The sequence below is a fragment of the Paenibacillus marchantiae genome (assembly GCF_028771845.1).
Lineage (GTDB): Bacteria > Bacillota > Bacilli > Paenibacillales > Paenibacillaceae > Paenibacillus > Paenibacillus marchantiae.
The window spans coordinates 5,569,351-5,587,444 of record NZ_CP118270.1; the positions used below are offsets into that span (position 1 = coordinate 5,569,351).

The 18,094-nt window shown below is 46.8% G+C and carries 17 protein-coding genes; 7 read left to right on the forward strand and 10 right to left on the reverse strand.

Annotated elements, in window-relative coordinates:
• Positions 1–195: 195 nt before the first annotated feature.
• A complete protein-coding gene (locus PTQ21_RS25005; RefSeq protein WP_274567501.1) occupies positions 196–915 on the reverse strand; it encodes a YceI family protein in 720 nt (239 codons plus the stop codon).
• A gap of 191 nt (positions 916–1,106) precedes the next feature.
• Between PTQ21_RS25005 and PTQ21_RS25010 the strand changes: the two genes are divergently transcribed.
• Positions 1,107–1,793, forward strand: coding sequence for a response regulator transcription factor (locus tag PTQ21_RS25010; RefSeq protein ID WP_063563160.1), 687 nt, complete (start codon positions 1,107–1,109; stop codon positions 1,791–1,793).
• Positions 1,778–3,241 carry a HAMP domain-containing sensor histidine kinase gene (locus PTQ21_RS25015; protein WP_274567502.1) on the forward strand — a complete coding sequence of 488 codons (1,464 nt, stop codon included), beginning with the start codon at positions 1,778–1,780 and terminating at the stop codon, positions 3,239–3,241. The genes PTQ21_RS25010 and PTQ21_RS25015 overlap by 16 nt, the downstream gene beginning before the upstream one ends.
• 163 nt (positions 3,242–3,404) lie before the next feature.
• Here PTQ21_RS25015 and PTQ21_RS25020 read toward each other — a convergent pair whose 3' ends face one another.
• The gene (locus PTQ21_RS25020; RefSeq protein WP_072733377.1) at positions 3,405–4,217 is read right to left on the reverse strand and encodes an AAA family ATPase; all 813 of its coding nucleotides are present in this window, start codon (positions 4,215–4,217) and stop codon (positions 3,405–3,407) included.
• 363 nt (positions 4,218–4,580) lie between these two features.
• On the opposite strand from PTQ21_RS25020, the gene PTQ21_RS25025 reads away from it, so the two are divergent.
• Together PTQ21_RS25025 and PTQ21_RS25030 are read left to right on the forward strand one after the other, a co-directional pair.
• Positions 4,581–4,733, forward strand: coding sequence for a DUF1540 domain-containing protein (locus PTQ21_RS25025; protein WP_072733378.1), 153 nt, complete (start codon positions 4,581–4,583; stop codon positions 4,731–4,733).
• A gap of 200 nt (positions 4,734–4,933) precedes the next feature.
• Complete coding sequence (locus PTQ21_RS25030) at positions 4,934–6,391, forward strand: 4-hydroxyphenylacetate 3-hydroxylase family protein (protein ID WP_274567505.1); 1,458 nt, start codon at positions 4,934–4,936, stop codon at positions 6,389–6,391.
• 22 nt (positions 6,392–6,413) lie between these two features.
• On the opposite strand, the gene PTQ21_RS25035 is transcribed toward PTQ21_RS25030, so the two are convergent.
• From PTQ21_RS25035 to PTQ21_RS25045, 3 genes are read right to left on the reverse strand one after another with little or no spacing between them, the layout of a single operon-like run.
• Positions 6,414–6,980: a nitroreductase family protein gene (locus PTQ21_RS25035; protein ID WP_072733380.1), complete on the reverse strand. Its 567-nt coding sequence runs from the start codon at positions 6,978–6,980 to the stop codon at positions 6,414–6,416.
• 52 nt (positions 6,981–7,032) lie between these two features.
• On the reverse strand, positions 7,033–7,836 hold the full coding sequence (locus PTQ21_RS25040; protein WP_063563165.1) for a hypothetical protein: 804 nt from the start codon (positions 7,834–7,836) through the stop codon (positions 7,033–7,035).
• 6 nt (positions 7,837–7,842) lie between these two features.
• A complete protein-coding gene (locus PTQ21_RS25045; protein WP_063563166.1) occupies positions 7,843–8,295 on the reverse strand; it encodes a flavodoxin in 453 nt (150 codons plus the stop codon).
• 262 nt (positions 8,296–8,557) lie between these two features.
• Between PTQ21_RS25045 and PTQ21_RS25050 the strand changes: the two genes are divergently transcribed.
• From PTQ21_RS25050 to PTQ21_RS25060, 3 genes are all read left to right on the forward strand, one after another.
• The gene (locus tag PTQ21_RS25050; RefSeq protein ID WP_274567506.1) at positions 8,558–9,421 is read left to right on the forward strand and encodes a class I SAM-dependent methyltransferase; all 864 of its coding nucleotides are present in this window, start codon (positions 8,558–8,560) and stop codon (positions 9,419–9,421) included.
• Positions 9,421–10,155, forward strand: a complete 735-nt coding sequence (locus tag PTQ21_RS25055; RefSeq protein ID WP_063563167.1) for an RluA family pseudouridine synthase — start codon at positions 9,421–9,423, stop codon at positions 10,153–10,155. Before PTQ21_RS25050 ends, PTQ21_RS25055 begins: the two co-directional genes overlap by 1 nt.
• Before the next feature lie 120 nt (positions 10,156–10,275).
• Positions 10,276–10,620, forward strand: a complete 345-nt coding sequence (locus PTQ21_RS25060; RefSeq protein WP_072733382.1) for an MGMT family protein — start codon at positions 10,276–10,278, stop codon at positions 10,618–10,620.
• 112 nt (positions 10,621–10,732) lie between these two features.
• On the opposite strand, the gene PTQ21_RS25065 is transcribed toward PTQ21_RS25060, so the two are convergent.
• From PTQ21_RS25065 to parE, 5 genes are all read right to left on the reverse strand, one after another.
• On the reverse strand, positions 10,733–12,244 hold the full coding sequence (locus PTQ21_RS25065; protein ID WP_063563169.1) for a DHA2 family efflux MFS transporter permease subunit: 1,512 nt from the start codon (positions 12,242–12,244) through the stop codon (positions 10,733–10,735).
• Positions 12,241–12,687 (reverse strand): MarR family winged helix-turn-helix transcriptional regulator, encoded by a 447-nt coding sequence (locus PTQ21_RS25070; RefSeq protein WP_063563170.1) that lies wholly within the window; start codon positions 12,685–12,687, stop codon positions 12,241–12,243. Before PTQ21_RS25070 ends, PTQ21_RS25065 begins: the two co-directional genes overlap by 4 nt.
• Positions 12,688–12,929: 242 nt before the next feature.
• Complete coding sequence (locus tag PTQ21_RS25075; RefSeq protein WP_063563171.1) at positions 12,930–13,367, reverse strand: MarR family winged helix-turn-helix transcriptional regulator; 438 nt, start codon at positions 13,365–13,367, stop codon at positions 12,930–12,932.
• Positions 13,368–13,596: 229 nt separating this feature from the next.
• On the reverse strand, positions 13,597–16,059 hold the full coding sequence (gene gyrA, locus PTQ21_RS25080; RefSeq protein ID WP_274567508.1) for a DNA gyrase subunit A: 2,463 nt from the start codon (positions 16,057–16,059) through the stop codon (positions 13,597–13,599).
• Positions 16,060–16,071: 12 nt separating this feature from the next.
• Positions 16,072–18,051 (reverse strand): DNA topoisomerase IV subunit B, encoded by a 1,980-nt coding sequence (gene parE, locus PTQ21_RS25085; RefSeq protein WP_072733384.1) that lies wholly within the window; start codon positions 18,049–18,051, stop codon positions 16,072–16,074.
• Positions 18,052–18,094: the final 43 nt, after the last annotated feature.

Sequence of the window (18,094 nt, forward strand, 5' to 3'; positions counted from 1 at the left end):
TGTTGTAAATCATTATTATTGTAAGCGCTTTACAATAATCGAGGACACGGTATTATGCCAAGGAAACAGCAGTTATTTTAACACATCGAATGGTAATTCCTTGCTCACTGTGGATCGATTCCCATTCCTAACAAAAAAAATCTGTCCCTCTGCCTGATTAGGCAGATTGGAACAGATTTTAGCCTTACTATATGCTTACTTGCTGAGCTTCAGCTCCAGTTGAACCTGAATGTCATTTTCAGTAGAAAGGACCACCGAATGTGGATTCTCCATACTAAAATCTTCAAAGGTAACCATCGTTGTGGCGGACAACAACACCTGGTCATTTTCATAAGCGGCTTTTACGTCAAACGTTACCTCTTTCTCAATCCCTTTTACCGTTAGGGTTCCGTTCATTTTAAAATCTACGGTCTGCCCTGCCGGCCATTCCGTGGGTACACCTTCAAATGAGGTAGCCTTAAATGTAGCTTGTGGATAAGTACTTGCATCGAAGAAATCAGCCCCCTTCACATGTCCATCCCGCTGGCTATTGCCTGAATCAATGTCACTCATCTCAATCTGTCCATCCGCCTTCATCTGGGACGCATCGTCTACATTAAGGGTCAGGTTACCACTCACCTGCTCGTCGGCAAAATTGACGGTTTCCTGTGATGTCGTTACCGAGAAATATACTTTTGAACCTTCGCTGATGCTCCAGTCTCCATTCAGTTGCTCTGCTCGCGCTGCATCGTTGGATACGCTTGTACCACTGTCCGATCCGGCTTCCGTTGTGGACGCGGCGGTACTGGCAGGAAGCACCTGTTCAATCTCAACGTTATTGCCCAGGTAACTGTTTGCGAAATAATACCCTCCGCCTCCAAGAATAACAATTGCTGCTGCCCCTGAGATCATCCATGTTTTTGTCTTTTTATTCATCTCTATTTTCCTCCAATGGGTAACTGTATAAGTTGGTTATTTATCAGCATCTTAACAGCCCAATGTGTCAGGATGACGTCAAGAAATGACATACAACGCATTTTTTTCTGAAAATAATTGCCTCATTGGCATTGTGCTTCCGCTCATGTAAAATCAGTACACAAGCTTCTGAAGTGAAAGGAGACACCTTCTTGAAATCCATACTCATCGTCGAAGATGAACAAGCTATCGCCCGTGTGCTGGCTGCCTATCTTCGAAAAGCGGGATTCGATGTTCGTCATGTAGCGGATGGACCCACTGCTTTAACTCAATTTGATGCGGATGTTCCTTCCTTGGTTTTGCTGGATGTGATGCTGCCCGGAATGGACGGTTGGGATCTGCTGCGAATCATCCGCGAAAAAAGTGCTTGTCCCGTCATCATGCTAACCGCACTGGATGATATTCAGGACCGACTGAATGGGCTGAATGCCGGTGCGGACGATTATATGAGCAAACCCTTTGTGCCCGAGGAAGTGGTCGCCAGAGTCAATGCTGTGCTTCGCCGCAACCCACACTGGACAGCCGAAGGTGAGGGCAAACGTTACTTTGGCAATCTGGTCATTGACCTGGCTGCCAAACAGGTACTTTTGAACGGCGCCGAGGTTGCACTGACACCACGTGATTTGTCCCTGCTCCTGTTTCTATCGGAATACCCCAACCGCACATTTACCCGAGACCATCTGATCGAACAGGTATGGGGCATGGACTATGACGGAAGTGATCGGGCTGTGGACCTGTCGATCAAACGGCTGCGTCAGGCGTTATCTCACTGGCTACCGGAAACGGGAGAAATCCGGACTTTACGGGGAATGGGGTATCAATTTTGGATCGCCAACTAAAACGAAATACACCGAAACGTAAAACATCCATTCTGTCTTACTGGACGCTTCGTTATTTTCTAATCCTCTGCATCGGCTTTACCATTATTGTTGCAGGGGCACTTTACTGGATCAGAACCACTTCCATTGAGAAAGGTCTCAAAACGGCCCAACTATTAGGTCTGGAAATCGCCGAGAAGGTAACTGGCACAGAAAACAAACTGTATATTCCCCCGGATCTTGACAGACTGGTGGACAAACGTACCAAGCTTTTCAATACAGATAATTACTTTTGTATTATGGTGCTCGACAACAATAATCAATTGATTTATTCCAAACCAAAAATGACGCAGCAGGATGTGTATTATCGGCTGTCTGACGACCTGCGCGAACCAAGAAACAATAAATTCGCCGGGGTTACGGTTAACGTCACAGATGACGATCAGACGCTCGGTAAAGTGTGGGTCATGCAATCCAAAAAGTCCATTGCATACAATCCGGAAACGATGCTGGTGGTGTGCATCCTTTTCGTTGCTTTAATCCTGTGTGGTTGGTTTACAATCTACCTCCTGTCCCGCAAGCTCTCCAAGCCTATTCGCCAGGTCGCCCACGCCGCGGAGCAGATTCGAAACGGAAACTATGAAGTCAATTTGGATCTGAATACACGGGAACGGGAGATGAATGAACTCGTTGAATCTTTTCGCGAGATGTCCATTCGTTTGCAGCAATTGGAGGAATGGCGTGCCCTGTCACTTGCTGGGGTAACCCATGAATTGAAAACGCCGGTAACGTCCATTAAAGGGCTCGTGATGGCTGTCCGGGATGATATCGTTAGTCCGGAGGAAGCAAAGGAATTTCTGGACATCGCACTCAAAGAATCCGAACGTATGGAACGAATGGTCGCTGACCTGCTGGATTACAATGCGATGAGCGCTGGAAGTGTTGCTATTCGTCGGGAACGCATAGATCTGAATTTGCTGGTGGGTGAGATTATCTATCAGTGGAAAATCGCTTATGAGGACAAGTCTCCCGAAATTGAATTGCATACACCTTCGGGTACGCTCTATACCATCGGTGATACCCTTCGGATTCAGCAAATCATTGTCAACCTGCTCAATAACGGACTGCAAGCAGCCGCTTCCGACCATGCTGCCGTCTTTCATATCCGTTTGCGTGCGGAGGAGGACAACCTGTTTGTTAATGTGCAGGATAACGGTACGGGTATCACCAAAGACGATCAACCCAAGATCTTCGAACGTTTCTACCGTGGCGAGATCAAAAAACGCCGTACCCGTGGACTAGGTCTGGGACTGACCTATAGCCGCTTGCTTGCTCGAGCCCAGGGAGGGGAGCTGTCCCTGACCTCCAGCAGTCCTGAAGGCAGCCTTTTCACCTTAACTTTGCCACGATGGTCTGGTCCTGAAAAAACAGAGATAGAACCATCTTACCGCGCAACGGCTAACGCTTAGCAGGACACGATGTCTGCATCTCATAAACGGGCTTTCTTCATCTGCCAAAGAACCATGAGCAAACGGCCCAAGTAAATTGCTGAAATATCGAATAGCCCGACATTCCTTCATAGGAACCGGGCTATTCATTATGTGAGAGTGTTTGCTGATATTCATATACAAGCTATGTGGCCAGTACCCGCGGCTTATATTCTGCATACGCATCATTAATGAATTGCTCATGTAATGGGATGTTGGCAATAATGGCTTTCCGTTTAGCTTTTAAGACAATCTGCTCTACATCGGCATAACTGCATCCTGTGAGGCGTTCACACGTGAATTCTTCCAGTCGGCTCTCCTGCTCAAACTGCCCCATCAACTTGCTAATATATAATCTACGGCTCGATTCATCCGGCATCCCATAAGTCATTTTGGTATCAAATCGCCGCCATATCGCATGATCCAGCTGGGTCTCCAGATTCGTAGCAGCAACCAGAATGCTGTCTCCTTCGAATTCGTCCAGGCATTGCAACAATGTATTGACGACACGAGCCATCTCTTTAACCTCATCATTACTTTCACGCGTACGACCTACGGCATCAAATTCATCTAGAAATAGCACACAGGGGTTAGCCCGTGCATATTCGAATAGTTTACGGACATTGCTTCCCGTCTCCCCAAGGTGGCTGTGTATGATGGCATCGAGTCTTACAAGAACCAGGGGAAGCTGAAGTCGGTGTGCAAGATGAAAAGCAGTTAATGTTTTGCCTGTACCCGGAGGACCAAACATCACCATTTTGTTCGGCATTGGCACATCATGTTCTGCAAACTGATCTTTCATACCGAGAATCGTAATAAACTCCTCCACAACCCGTTCATTGTCTGCGGAGAATACAATATGCTTTGCCTTGCGTCCACACTCTTTCGGTGAATAAAAAGAGGCCATATCGATGCCTTTCGCTCGGGGTATCCGGTTTACATGGTTGGTTTTGCTCATCGTTGATCGTTCTCCTTCTTCTATGTCTCAGGGGATCATCCAAGTTAAATGCTATCGATTCATTCTCCTCCATATTTAACGATCTTTTAATCGTAATTATTACTATTAAACAATAACATAAGACGGCCTCTTTGCAAAGTTTCCGTGACTTGTCCATCATTTTGCGTAAGGTCCCGTCCAATTTGTTGCAAGCGGAAGCAAAATTTGCTATTCTAAATATGCATCGTTGTGTATAACGCAAAAAAGCCCTCTATTTACTCGAGAGAGCACAAAATTTTTCCAGATTTGCAAGCGGCAACTTGCCATTTCCGGAAGTTCTTTTATACCAACGAATGTAATCCAATCAAAGCGAGGTTATCAATCATGGCAAAAGACGTATTATGTGAGGTTAATTCATGTCGTCACTGGGCTCAAGAGAACAAATGTAACGCATCTTCAATCTACATCGTGAGTCACAGTTCCAAAAAAGTAAGTGAATCCGCTGAAACGGATTGCAAAACATTTGAAGTAAAATAAAAATTCAATTTGTACAAGCTAAAGGAGCCCTCGTGGTTCCTTTTTCTTTTTACATTGTAACAAGAATGATAATTATTATCAAGCTCTTTTCTGCAAAAACTGAACTCCCCTCTCTTCATGCACATTGGACTGCCTATTAACGTACACTACGAGAGCAGTCAAACTGCCCATGAACGAATAGATTATAGAGGTGAGTAACGATGCCCGTAAAAAGTGGCAAACAGTATATCGAACGTATCGATGCCCAGACAGTCCCCTGCTGGTACAAAGGAGAGCTTATTACCGGAAAACGTTCTGAACATTTTGCGTTTGCAGGTTTGATGGAAACACAAGCGAAGTTGTACGATCTTCAGTCTGATCCACATCTAATCGATACGATGACTTATGCATCTCCTGCTGACGGAAAACCAGTAGGTATGTCCTTTCTGCCTCCAACCAGCGCAGATGACTTGCGCAGACGCCGAGAAGCAATGAATATTTGGTCAGGGACTCACCATGGTTTTTTGGGACGATCACCCGATTATATGAACACAGCAATTATGGCCTTTTATACTGGAGCAGATATTCTTGAAGAAGTATCGCCACAATACGCTGAAAATTTGAGAAACTACTATGCCTACTGCCGTGATAATGATATTACCCTCTCCCATGCCTTTATCCAGCCTCATGCCAGTAAAATTTCGGGACTATTGGACGCGACCGAAGATGCCATTGCCGCCAAAGTGGTTGATCGCACTGAAGAAGGTCTGATCATTAATGGTGCATTCATGATGGCCACTCAGGCCGCCACGTCAGACGAAATCCTGGTGTATCCTTCCCCTTCACCGGCACCGTTCGAAGATGAAAATCCGTTCGCCTTTGCCTTTGCTGTACCGAATGACCTGCCTGGAATTAGCCTGATCTGCCGGGATACCTACGCAGCCGAATCTAATTTCAACTATCCACTCAGTTCCAGATATGAAGAGATGGACAACATCGTCATTTTTGATCATGTGCTTGTTCCTCATGAACGGATATTCTTCGCCGGTAATGAGGAAATGTCTGGCCGCCTCTTTAGCGGAAGCCATTTTCACATTCACGCAGGACATCAGGTCGTATGCCGGTATATTGCCAAAACGGAATTTGTTCTGGGCACCATTCAGTTACTCGCTGACACGCTCGACCAAGCTGCTGAAACGCATGTGGTAGAGAAAACAGCCAGGGTACTCGCGGGTCTTGAAACGTTAAAAGCACTGGCTCTGGCAGCAGAAGCCGGTGCTATGGAAGATGGACGGGGATTTATAATACCTGCCTCCAAACCGTTAATGGCAGCAAACCTTTTATTTCCCAAACTGTATCCAGAGATGATTGAAATTTTGCAGCTCTTGGGTTCCAGCGGCGTAATTATGGTGCCTCAGGAAGAAGAATTCCGCTCCGAAATCGCGCCGCATCTGGATACGTACCTGAGAGGAACCGACATGGTATCTCAGGAACGCACAGCATTGTTCCGCCTAATCTGGGAGCTTGGAGCAGGATCATTCGGAGGCAGACAGACCCAGTTCGAACGGTTCTTTTTTGGCAACACGATCACTGTGTCGAATCGGATGTATTCAGCAAGCTCAGCAGATCAATCGTATCGTCAACTCGTACGCAATTTTATTGCCAAGACCGGCAAATAAGAATGAGGGATGATCCCCTCGTTTAAACCAGATGGTCGTAGACCGTCATCAGTTCAGAGGCTGGTCTGCCTGCGTCGGTGTCCCGAAGTGCAGACTGGTCTCCGTAACCGATGTGGAATACACCCAATACCTTTTCCTCACGCGTTAAACCCATCAAATTCATAAACACGGGATGCTGTTGATAATCATTGATCTTCCAGACGGCATTCAAACCTTGTTCCGCTGCCAGGATGCAAAAACGTTTGCTCCAGGCTTTTGCAGGCAATAAATGGTCCTCCCTGGCACTTGAAGGGGCGACAACAACCAGATGTGCCGGAATAGCTTCTGTATATTGATATGTAGCCCAGTCTCCGTAACGATCTGCCAAATGTGGTGGGTAACTCTGTCTGACCGCCTCCAGATACAGTTGACGTCCTTCATTCGCGAACAACATAAACCGCCAAGGCTCTGAACTTATCACATATAAAGATGGATCTGCTTCATCAAGCAACCGTCTTATAACCGACTGTGGTACAGGCAACGGGCTGAATTCACAAGTTCCTGTACGTTTCTTGCCGCTTGCTGCATCTTGTCTCAAACCGGTAGACATGGCTCATCCCTCCTTAATCTGCACGATATATAACAACATCCCTTGTCATTCTTCACATCAACCAGTTTTTTTTCGGTTCAGTCTCACTTCTCCACCGATCGACCTCTTCATGCACTCTGGCTTTGTCCTGAACCGTAAATTGATCAGATTCCACCTTCTCTGCGCTCGGAATGCTGTCACGAATCAGTCGAATATAATCCATCGAACGGATAAGTGATTGACGTCCCGGGATATATCGAATCTTGCGACCTTCAAGCAAACAATAGATTTCGATCATACCTGGCAGCTTGCCAAATGCTTCCCAGCAGAACACGCTCACCATATGCTGGAACGCCTCAACCACGTTTGGATCATGGACAACCATATATTTTTGGATGAGAAGCGAATCCCAGCCCTCTGGCTGCCAGGCCGCCTGGAAGATCATGGACAGATGCATCGACAAGGTAGGAAGCTCCGTTCGCCATTGTTCAAACAGAATGGTCGGATGCTTCAGATCATCGTTCATTGCAATTGCAAGGGATAATTCATCGGTAATTTTGTTTTTTATATCCCAGTAATGAAGTACTGATTCGAATCCGGTTGCCTTTCTAGGCCACCACTTTTCGAGTAAATACTGTACAGGCACCTCTTTGCGGACTTCCGGGTCCATACTGTAAAAAGCATTAACTGCATGGCTGACTGCATATTGTACACGGTGTCTCCATTGCAGCGGAGAGCGCTGTTCAGCCTCCGGTTCCGGGCGGATGAACCGATGCGGGCTGCGCAGCATCTCTTCCAATCTGTAATCTTCAAGCAGCCGTACCGGGGCGTCTGACATTCCCGGCTGCAGAGCTGCCTGAACATTATGTCTTAACATGAGTTCTTAGGACACCTGTAATCCGGCAGCAGCAAAACGTTTGCCAAAGTCACGGCACGTGTCCTTCTCCTGCTCCATCGGACTGTATTCAATCTTCAGCATCTCTGGAGATACCTCCGCCCCACGTTCCACCAGCTTCGCTGCCGCGAGATCTACGGCTCCGCAGTACTGCTCGTAAGAAGTATCCCCGCTTCCGAACACCGCTGCCCGTTTGCCACTCAGATCAATCTCATCCAGCTCTTCGTAAAAATCGAGGAATTCATCCGGCAGTTCACCGTCTCCCCACGTGTATACTCCAATGAGAAACCCGTCATAATCAAGCACATCAGCTGCATTGCAATCCGTTACGGACTTGAGATCCACTTCATGCCCACCTTGTTTAATTCCTTCGACGATCAGTTCCGCAATCTCTTCCGTATTTCCTGTCATACTTGCATAAGCCACTAACAATTTAGCCATCTATTTTTCCCTCACTTTTTATTGATCATGTCATACTGTTCCTGAAGAAGTAACATTTGAATTTATCAAAATCATATGTGATAATGATTATCATTGTCAAATTAAATTTTCAATCGGTTTCCATTTCAGTATATGGTGATGGACCAAATTCAACACCATATTAGGCACTGCACCCTTTCAGGCGCCTACCACAACTGGCGTACAGGCCCTTTTTTGTTGTACAATAGTATCCAAATGACTTTTGAAGGATGGATAAATCATTATGTACGTAGCAAAGAACTGGAAGGACTATGAAGTAATCGATACAGGAGGCGGCGAAAAGCTGGAGCGTTGGGGCGATGTGATTTTGCGTAGACCCGATCCACTGATCATTTGGCCCCTTGAAAAAGAAACCAATGAATGGCGCCAGGTTCACGGCCATTATCACCGCAGTTCTTCGGGCGGCGGCAGCTGGGATATGAAAAAACCGATCCCGGAACGCTGGACCATCGGATATGAGAACCTGAAATTTCATATTAAACCAACCAGCTTCAAGCATACCGGTCTGTTCCCTGAACAAGCCGCCAACTGGAGCTGGATGATGGATAAAATTGCTGGGGCAGGTCGTCCCATCTCTGTACTAAACCTGTTTGCCTATACAGGCGGTGCAACAGTTGCTGCTACTTATGCCGGTGCTTCAGTTGTGCACGTGGATGCAGCTAAAGGCATGGTACAGTGGGCCAAAGAAAATGTTCAATTATCTGGCCTCGCGGATCGTCCTGTTCGTTTCATTACAGATGATGTATTCAAATTCGTACAGCGCGAACAACGTCGCGGCAATCGGTATGACGCGATTATTATGGACCCGCCTTCCTATGGCCGTGGCCCTAACGGAGAAACATGGAAGCTGGAAGAGAACCTCTATCCTTTCCTTAAATCCTGTATGGAAATTTTGTCCGATAACCCATTATTCATGCTGGTCAATTCCTATACAACCGGTATTTCGTCTACCGTTCTGCGCAACATGCTGACAATGACGATGTCTGCCCAATACGGCGGTCAAATTACAGCAGGTGAAATTGGTCTTCCCATTACCCGTAGTGGTCTGGATCTGCCATGCGGCATCTTGGGCCGCTGGGAGTCCTGATGATGTCCGAACATTCGCAAACAACGGGAAATATTCCGATTCTGTTTGAGGACAATCACTTGTTAGGCATTACGAAACCGGTCAATGTACCTACCCAGGAAGATGCATCAGGTGATCCGGATTTGCTTACACTGCTGAAACAGGATTTGAAAGAACGCTATAACAAACCTGGCAACGTTTATCTCGGATTAGTACATCGTCTTGACCGCCCCGTTGGTGGTGCCATGATTTTTGCCAAAACATCGAAGGCGGCTTCAAGATTATCCGAGACGGTTCGGGGACGTCATTTCCGCAAAATATATGCGGCTGTTGTACATGGCAAGCTGCCTGCACAGCACGGGACGTTAAAACACACGCTGCTGAAAGATGCGCGTACCAATACCGTCACCGTTGTGCCTAAGGGTACAGCTGGTGGTAAAGATGCTGTTTTGGATTACCGGGTCATCGGTGAAAACGACCGTTACAGTCTGGTTCATATTGAGTTGCACACAGGCAGATCTCATCAGATTCGGGTCCAAATGAAAGAAATCGGCTGCCCGCTGTTCGGAGATCAGAAGTACGGTGCAGGTGTGAATAAGCCTGGGCAACAAATTGCTCTATGGTCTGCCATCGCTGCTTTTCCCCACCCGGTAACGAAGGAAGAAATTGTGCTGCAGTCCCTGCCTCCCCGTGAATTTCCATGGGCAGAGTGGCCGGCTGCTGTGTACGATAAAGCATTTAAAGCCGAACATTAATTGATATATTTAAAATAATCATTCACAGGATCAGGTCAAATCTGACCGTAAACCGTGTCATCCAGATTCCTTATCTGAATGGCGCGGTTTTTTTTACTCCAATGGAAAGGAAGACCTACTATGACACCTTTTACGAAGCAGGTCGTCGCCATCATCGCAGCAATCCCTGAGGGAAAAGTCATGACCTATGGACAGATTGCCGCTCATGCAGGCAGCCCGAGAGCTGCCCGACAGGTTGTGCGCATTCTGCACTCCATGAGCCGGAAGGAGCGGCTTCCCTGGCACCGCGTCGTCAATGCCAAAGGTCTGATAGCCATTCCCGACGAGCATTCACGCCTGATGCAGGAGACGGAGCTTATTAGCGAGGGTGTTGAATTTCAGATGGATGGGAGTATCAACCTTAGACTCTTTGGTCATGATCCTGGTCCTACCTTCCTCTTTGATTCATCAGCCGATGAAGAATAACGTCAAAACAAGGCAAAACAAAAAGAGAGTTCAAGCAGTGTGATCTGCCTGAACTCTCTTTTGTATATATAAGACCTTTATTGAATGAATAATAACAGTAATCTAGGTTGATTTATGCTGTTGCATTCACTTTCTGTTGCTCAGTTGTTACATGTTCAGTAGCCGGTTTTGTTTTACGGATGAAGAAGGCCAGAACCAGAGCAACGACTGTCATTGCGGTCGCTATAATAAAAGCATAGTTTACCCCGTAGATGGTTGCATCTGCGGTAGCACGAAGCATTGCAGCCTTATCATCTGTAGCGATTTGGCCTGTAGCCAAGGTATCTGCCAGATGGGATTTCAACTTGCTACTCATAATCGTAACGAGAATCGCTGTACCAATCGCACCCGCAACCGTACGCAGTGTGTTGGACATCGCTGTACCATGCGCATTCAGACGCTGTGGCAGCTGATTCAGACCCGCTGTTTGAATTGGCATCATCAACATCGACATACCGAACATACGAGCTGTGTAGATAAACATCATGTAACCATAAGTAGTATCGATCGACAGGCGGCTGAGCCCCCAAGTTGTGATAGCGGTAATTGCAAGACCGGCAACGGACAACCAGCGTGCTCCGACTTTATCGAAGATGCGACCTGTGATTGGAGACATAATCCCCATCAAGATGGCGCCCGGCATCATCAGCAAACCGGATTCAATCGGTGAGAATCCACGAATATTTTGCAGGAAAATCGGAAGCAAAATCATACCTGCAAACATCGCCATCGTAACGAGCATGTTAATAATCGTTGTTAATGTATACATGTTGTATTTGAAAATACGGAACTCCAAGAGTGGATGATCGGTTGTCATCTGTCTAATCACGAACAGAATCAAGGATAACGCCCCTACGACCAGACAAGCAATTACAATTGCACTGCCCCATCCGTCTGTACCCGCATCACTGAAGCCGTACAGCAAGCTACCAAAACCGAGTGTGGATAAAATAACACCTGGGTAGTCCAATTTAGGTTTGGATTGACGTGTTACATTTTTGACAAACGCAATACCGATTGCAGTTGCAATAACGGAGAATGGCAAAATGATATAGAACAACAGTCTCCAGGAATAATGCTCAACCACATAACCTGACAATGTTGGTCCAATGGCCGGAGCGAGAATCATCGCGATCCCCATTGTGCCCATCGCCTGACCACGCTTCTCAATAGGGAAGATCGTCAAGAATACAACCGTCATCAGAGGCATCAGGATACCTGCACCTGCCGCTTGAATAACACGACCTACCATCAGGATAGCAAAGTTCGGACTTAAACCACAGACCAAGGTTCCTAATGTAAATAGCGTCATGGCTGTAATAAAAATTTGACGTGTGGAGAATTTAGCGATCAGATACGCCGTAACCGGAATCAACACACCATTGACGAGCATATAACCCGTAGTCAACCATTGTGCTTTGTTCGCTCCGATGCCGAGGTCCTCCATAATTTTAGGAAGAGCTACGTTCATCAAAGTTTGGTTCAGGAAGGCGACGAATGCACCGATTAACAATGCGGCCACAATCGGGCCTTTCCTAATATTGTCCATCGCTGAGGATGGCGCTGCTGCTGCAGTAGTACTCATTGGTTGTTCATCTCTCTTCCTTCTAACTTTTCAATCATTTGATTATGAATTCTTAGCAGGTGCTCAAGGTCTTCCTTCGGGATATCCAGAATAGGTGACACTCGCTCCATCCACAAACGGTGTGTTTCCTCCTGAGCCTGTTCCCCTTTGTCCGTAATCTGAAGCTTTACAGATCGACGGTCCGAGTCGGATCGCGTTCGAACAATGTACTCACCCTTGACCAGACGCTCCACCACAGCGCTCATGGAGCTGCTGCCCATATGACAGAGATCAGCCACTTCATTGATACCGATCGAAGGGCGCTCCTTCAAAATGGATAACACCATAAATTGAATCGAAGTGAGCTCAATTTCCTTGTTTTCATTCCAGAATGCCCGGAAGAGCAGTTGATTGACCTGCCGAAACGAATTAATAATGTAGAATACTTCGTATGTGTCAGACATTAATTCACCCTTTTTACTTATGGAATATAATATTTCGTACACGAAATATCAGGGGAACAATTACTTATTATAACAAAAATATTTACATAGTCAACTCTTTACATATAAAATTTTAGAGATTATTCTTATCCATCCAAAGCAGGCAAAACTCTTTAAAGTACACATCAATAAAAAATAACCACAGCCCTCCTGCCTTTTCAGCAAGAGTTCCATGGTTACTATTATTCGTGCGTCCATCGTCTTTAAGATGTGGACAAGGCATGCTCTTTTGTTTTTGGTGTTGTCATTTTGCCTAATAGATAAACCAGCAACTGCTGGTTATGCATTGAAATGTTGCTGAGCACCGAATTCATAAATTCATTACGAATCGTGATTCCCCGTTCGGTCTCCATGCGTCCCTTATCAGATAGAGATACCCATACAATTCGTCGATCCTGATCATCCCGATCCCGGCGAATCAGTCCGTTTTTTTCCATACGATCCAACAACATCGTTACTGCTGCTGGTGTTGTAGCCAGAAAAGGAATCAGATCGGATGGTTTCATCTTCTCGTGATCCTCAAGAACCTCCAGTACGGCCAGCTGCGCCTCTGTTAACGACGGTGCCAGCTCATGATCCATATGCAGCTTGTAGTCCTTGGTCAGCCTCGACCAGCACTTGGCAAAATCGGAATTATACATCTTGAATCGCTCCTCTCTGCAACCGGTTATCACTTCACCTGCTTAAGTTTTCGCCCTTCAAAGCCGCATTCCTGCTGCCTTTTTTCAATTTCCCAGCGATCGACCGTAATCGACGAAGGTTGTTAAACTTCGCATGGAGGTCCTCTTTTAATCCGCGTTTGAACAACAAAATAAGACTCCTTACATGACAGGTTTCCCTGCTCTGCAAAGAGTCTTTATTGAATCCTTATTAGGAGGAAGAAGCTGTCTGGTTCTCTGCGAGATCCATGATAAGCTCCACAATTTCATCCTGTTTATCCACATGCACAAGCAATTTACCAATATGTTTCCGTTCAGTAATAGGTACAGCTTCGGAAGAAATGTGATGTGTTTGACCTTCCTTGGTCATCACCGTTACATTCCGTTGTTCCCGACAATAGAACGCTCCGGCAATTCGGCTACCGTTCGGTTTTACCCGTTTGCCTTCCTTGAATTCAAATGTTGCCAGTCCCTTGCCGCCACGGCTCTGCAGAGCATAATCCAGCAGTAACGAGCGTTTGCCATAACCCAAGTCAGACAATATAGCAACCTCGCCTTCATCGCCTTCCACCCACAGAACAGATACGACTTCATCCGTTTCTTTTAACTGAATACCACGTACGCCTCCAGACACACGACCCATCGGATTTACTTCATCCTCACGGAAACGGATGGCCATGGCTTCTTTGGTGATCAGCATGATGTCCTTGCCACCAGTACTTAGATGAACGGATAATACCTCATCATCCTTGCCGACTTTGCATGCGGCTACTGCGCCGGAACGCTTGGTGACGTATTCCTTCAGCTCGGTACGTTTAACCTGTCCTTTGCGAGTGACAAAGACCAGACTGTGATCCGGCTCTTCGAAGGATTTAACGGCAAGCACACTTGAGATTCGATCATCTTTTGCCAGAGGAATAACGTTGACGATCGCCGTCCCCGGATCTTTCCACTTGAATTCCGGTACCTGATGCACAGGTAACAGGAAATACTGGCCTTTCTTCGTAAATACCAGCAAATTCTCAAGCGTGTTCACTTCAAGGACCTGAGCGATATAATCGCCTTCCTTCACACCACTTGCGTTACGTTCCCCGCCGGATCGTGTGAATGATTGCATGCCTGTACGCTTGATGTATCCCTCTTTGGACAATGTGACAAATACATCTTCTGCGTTCACCAGCACTTCCAGATTAACCTTGAGTTCTTCTACTTCGCCCTGAATGGCTGAGCGACGGTCAATTCCGTATTTCTCACGAATCTCCATCAGTTCTTTACGAATGACTCCGATCAGCTTGCGGTCACTATCCAGAATGGAGCGTAATTGCGCGATCTTCTTCATCAGTTCGCCAAGTTCCTTTTCCAGAGAAGTAATCTCCAGATTGGTCAATCGGTATAATTGCAAAGTCAGAATGGAATCCGCTTGACGTTCGGAGAAACCAAACATCCACATCAGGTTATTTTGAGCATCCTGACGGTTCTTCGAAGCTTTAATAGCCGCAATGACCTCATCAAGGATGTTAAGAGCTTTTACCAGACCTTCCAAGACATGTGCACGGTCTTCCGCCTTCTCCAGCTCAAAGCGGGTACGGAACGTCACAACTTCACGCTGATGGGCAATATAAGCCTCGAGGATTGATTTCAATCCCAATTGCTGAGGGGCTTTGTTTACAATCGCAACCATGTTGAAGTTGTAAGTGACCTGCAAGTCGGTTTTCTTCAGCAAATAAGCCAAAATACCTTGTGCATCCGCTTCTTTTTTCAGCTCAACCACGATTCGCAGGCCTTCACGCCCACTCTCATCCCGAACTTCGGCGATTCCTTCAACCTTTTTCTCCAGCCGAATGTTCTCCATCGCTGTAACCAGACGGGATTTTACGACCTGATAAGGGATCTCGGTAATGACGATTTGCTGTTTGCCACCGCGCATATTCTCGATATCGGTTTTGGACCGGAGATAGATCCGTCCTTTACCTGTGCGATAAGCATCCAGAATTCCGTCGCCGCCCATGATTAATCCGCCTGTCGGAAAATCCGGACCTTTGATAAACATCATAATCTCGTCCAGTTCAATCGACGGCTTCTCCATCACGGCAATACAAGCATCAATGGTTTCACGCAAATTATGTGGAGGGATCTCCGTTGCAAACCCGGAGGAAATCCCACTTACGCCGTTTACCAGCAGGTTCGGATAACGCGATGGTAATACAACCGGTTCTTTGGCCGTATTATCAAAATTATCCTTAAACAGAACAGTCCGTTTCTCGATGTCGCGAAGCATCTCCATAGCGATGGACGACAAACGGGCCTCTGTATAACGCATCGCTGCAGCCGGATCATCATCCTGTGATCCCCAGTTACCATGACCGTCCACGAGCATATGGCCCATTTTCCATGGCTGTGCCATCCGCACCATACCTTCATAGATGGAGGAGTCCCCGTGAGGATGGTAGTTACCCATGACATCCCCAACGGTTTTGGCTGACTTACGATATGGTTTCTCCGGCGTATTTCCTGAATCGTACATGGCGTACAGAATACGCCGCTGCACAGGCTTCAAACCATCCCGTACATCGGGAATGGCCCGGTCCTGAATAATGTATTTAGAGTAGCGACCGAAACGGTCACCTACGACCTCTTCGAGAAAGGCCGGCATAAATTGTTCTGATAGGCTCATTCCAAGCACCTTCTATTCTTCGTACTCTGTAAAGTCGACATTCTCTACAATCCAGCGTTTGCGTGGATCAACTTTATCACCCATAAGCGTAGATACTCGACGCTCCGCTTTCGCTGCATCAACGATCTGTACCTTGAGCAATGCACGTGTTTCCGGGTTCATTGTAGTCTCCCACAGTTGATCCGGATTCATCTCGCCAAGCCCTTTATAACGTTGGAGCTCCACATTGGTTCCAAATTCTTTCATGTAATTCGCCAGCTCTTCATCGGTCCAGGCATAACGTACACTTGCCATTTTGCCGGATTTGCGCGTGAGTTTGTAAAGCGGCGGCTGAGCAATATATATTTTTCCTGCATCAATTAACGGTTTCATGTAGCGGTAAAAGAAAGTCAGCAATAGTACCTGAATATGTGCACCATCCGTATCAGCATCCGTCATAATTATGATTTTGGAATAATTGCTGTCTTCAACTGCGAATTCGGTTCCAATACCCGCCCCGATCGCCGATGTAATGGCGCGGTATTCTTCGTTTTTGAGGATATCAGCCAACTTCGCTTTTTCCGGATTGAGCGGTTTCCCCTTAAGCGGGAGTATCGCCTGGATCTTGGAGTCACGCCCCTGTTTGGCTGAACCGCCTGCGGAATCCCCTTCGACGATAAACAGTTCATTCCGGGTAAAATCCTTCGATTGTGCCGGAGTCAACTTGCCATTGAGGTTGGAGCTTTCGCTGCGTTTTTTGCCCGTCCGCATCTCATCACGTGCTTTGCGTGCAGCTTCTCTGGCTCTGGAGGCCTGAACCGCTTTGCGAATCAACGTTTGCGCAACCTGCGGATTTTCTTCCAAAAACCGCTGGATGTTCTCGGACACGACAGAATCCACTGCGCTTCGCGCGGAAGCGCTACCGAGTTGATCCTTCGTTTGTCCTACGAATTCGACCTCCGACATTTTGACACTGATGACAGCCATCATGCCTTCACGCAAATCATTACCTTCAAGGTTTTTATCTTTTTCCTTAATCATGCTGGTACGCCTTGCGTAATCATTCATCACACGTGTATAAGCTGCTCTGAATCCGGTCTCATGTGTACCGCCACCTCTAGTGGGAATCGAGTTGACGAACGACGCCAGCGTTTCCGTATAACCCGCGTTATACTGGATCGCCACTTCGACCTCAATGTCATCCTTCTCCGCATAGAAGTGAATGACATCATGCAGCACATCTTTATTTTCGTTAAGAAAAGCAACAAACTGGCTTGCTCCGCCTTCGTACATGTACTCATCCTGATTGCCTGAACGTTCGTCCTTGAGCATAATTCTCAGCCCCGAGTTCAGGAAAGCAATCTCCTGAAGACGTTCTGCCAGTGTATCATAATTAAATTGAATGCCGCTCTGGAACACGCGAATATCCGGTTTAAACGTAACTTTGGTTCCCGTTCGATTGGTATTGCCCAATACATCGAGACCAGACACCGGTTCTCCGACATGCTCAACGCCTTTTTTGTCCTGCCAATACTCGAATCGTTGACGATGAATCTTGCCATCACGGAAAATCTCGACTTCAAGCCATTCGGACAATGCGTTCGTAACTGACGCACCTACACCGTGCAAACCGCCTGATTTTTTGTATCCTGATCCACCGAACTTTCCGCCTGCGTGCAAAATCGTAAACACGACCTGGGGAGTAGGAATCCCTGTTTTATGTATACCTGTCGGAATTCCCCTTCCGTTATCCTGAACCGTAATAGAACCGTCCTTATGCAGCGTGATATCGATTTTGGAGCAGAATTTGGCGAGATGTTCGTCGACAGCGTTATCCACGATTTCCCATACCAAATGATGTAGACCCGAAGAGCTGGTGCTGCCGATGTACATCCCCGGCCGTTTCCGTACCGCTACCAGTCCTTCAAGTACTTGAATGTCGTCCGCGTCGTAGCCTGAAGACCCTTGTCCTCCGCCTGTCGAACCTGCCGACATATCGATTTGCTCGACCATTCATGCTCCCCCTTCTTAACTTGCAACTAAAAAAATGCCTAAA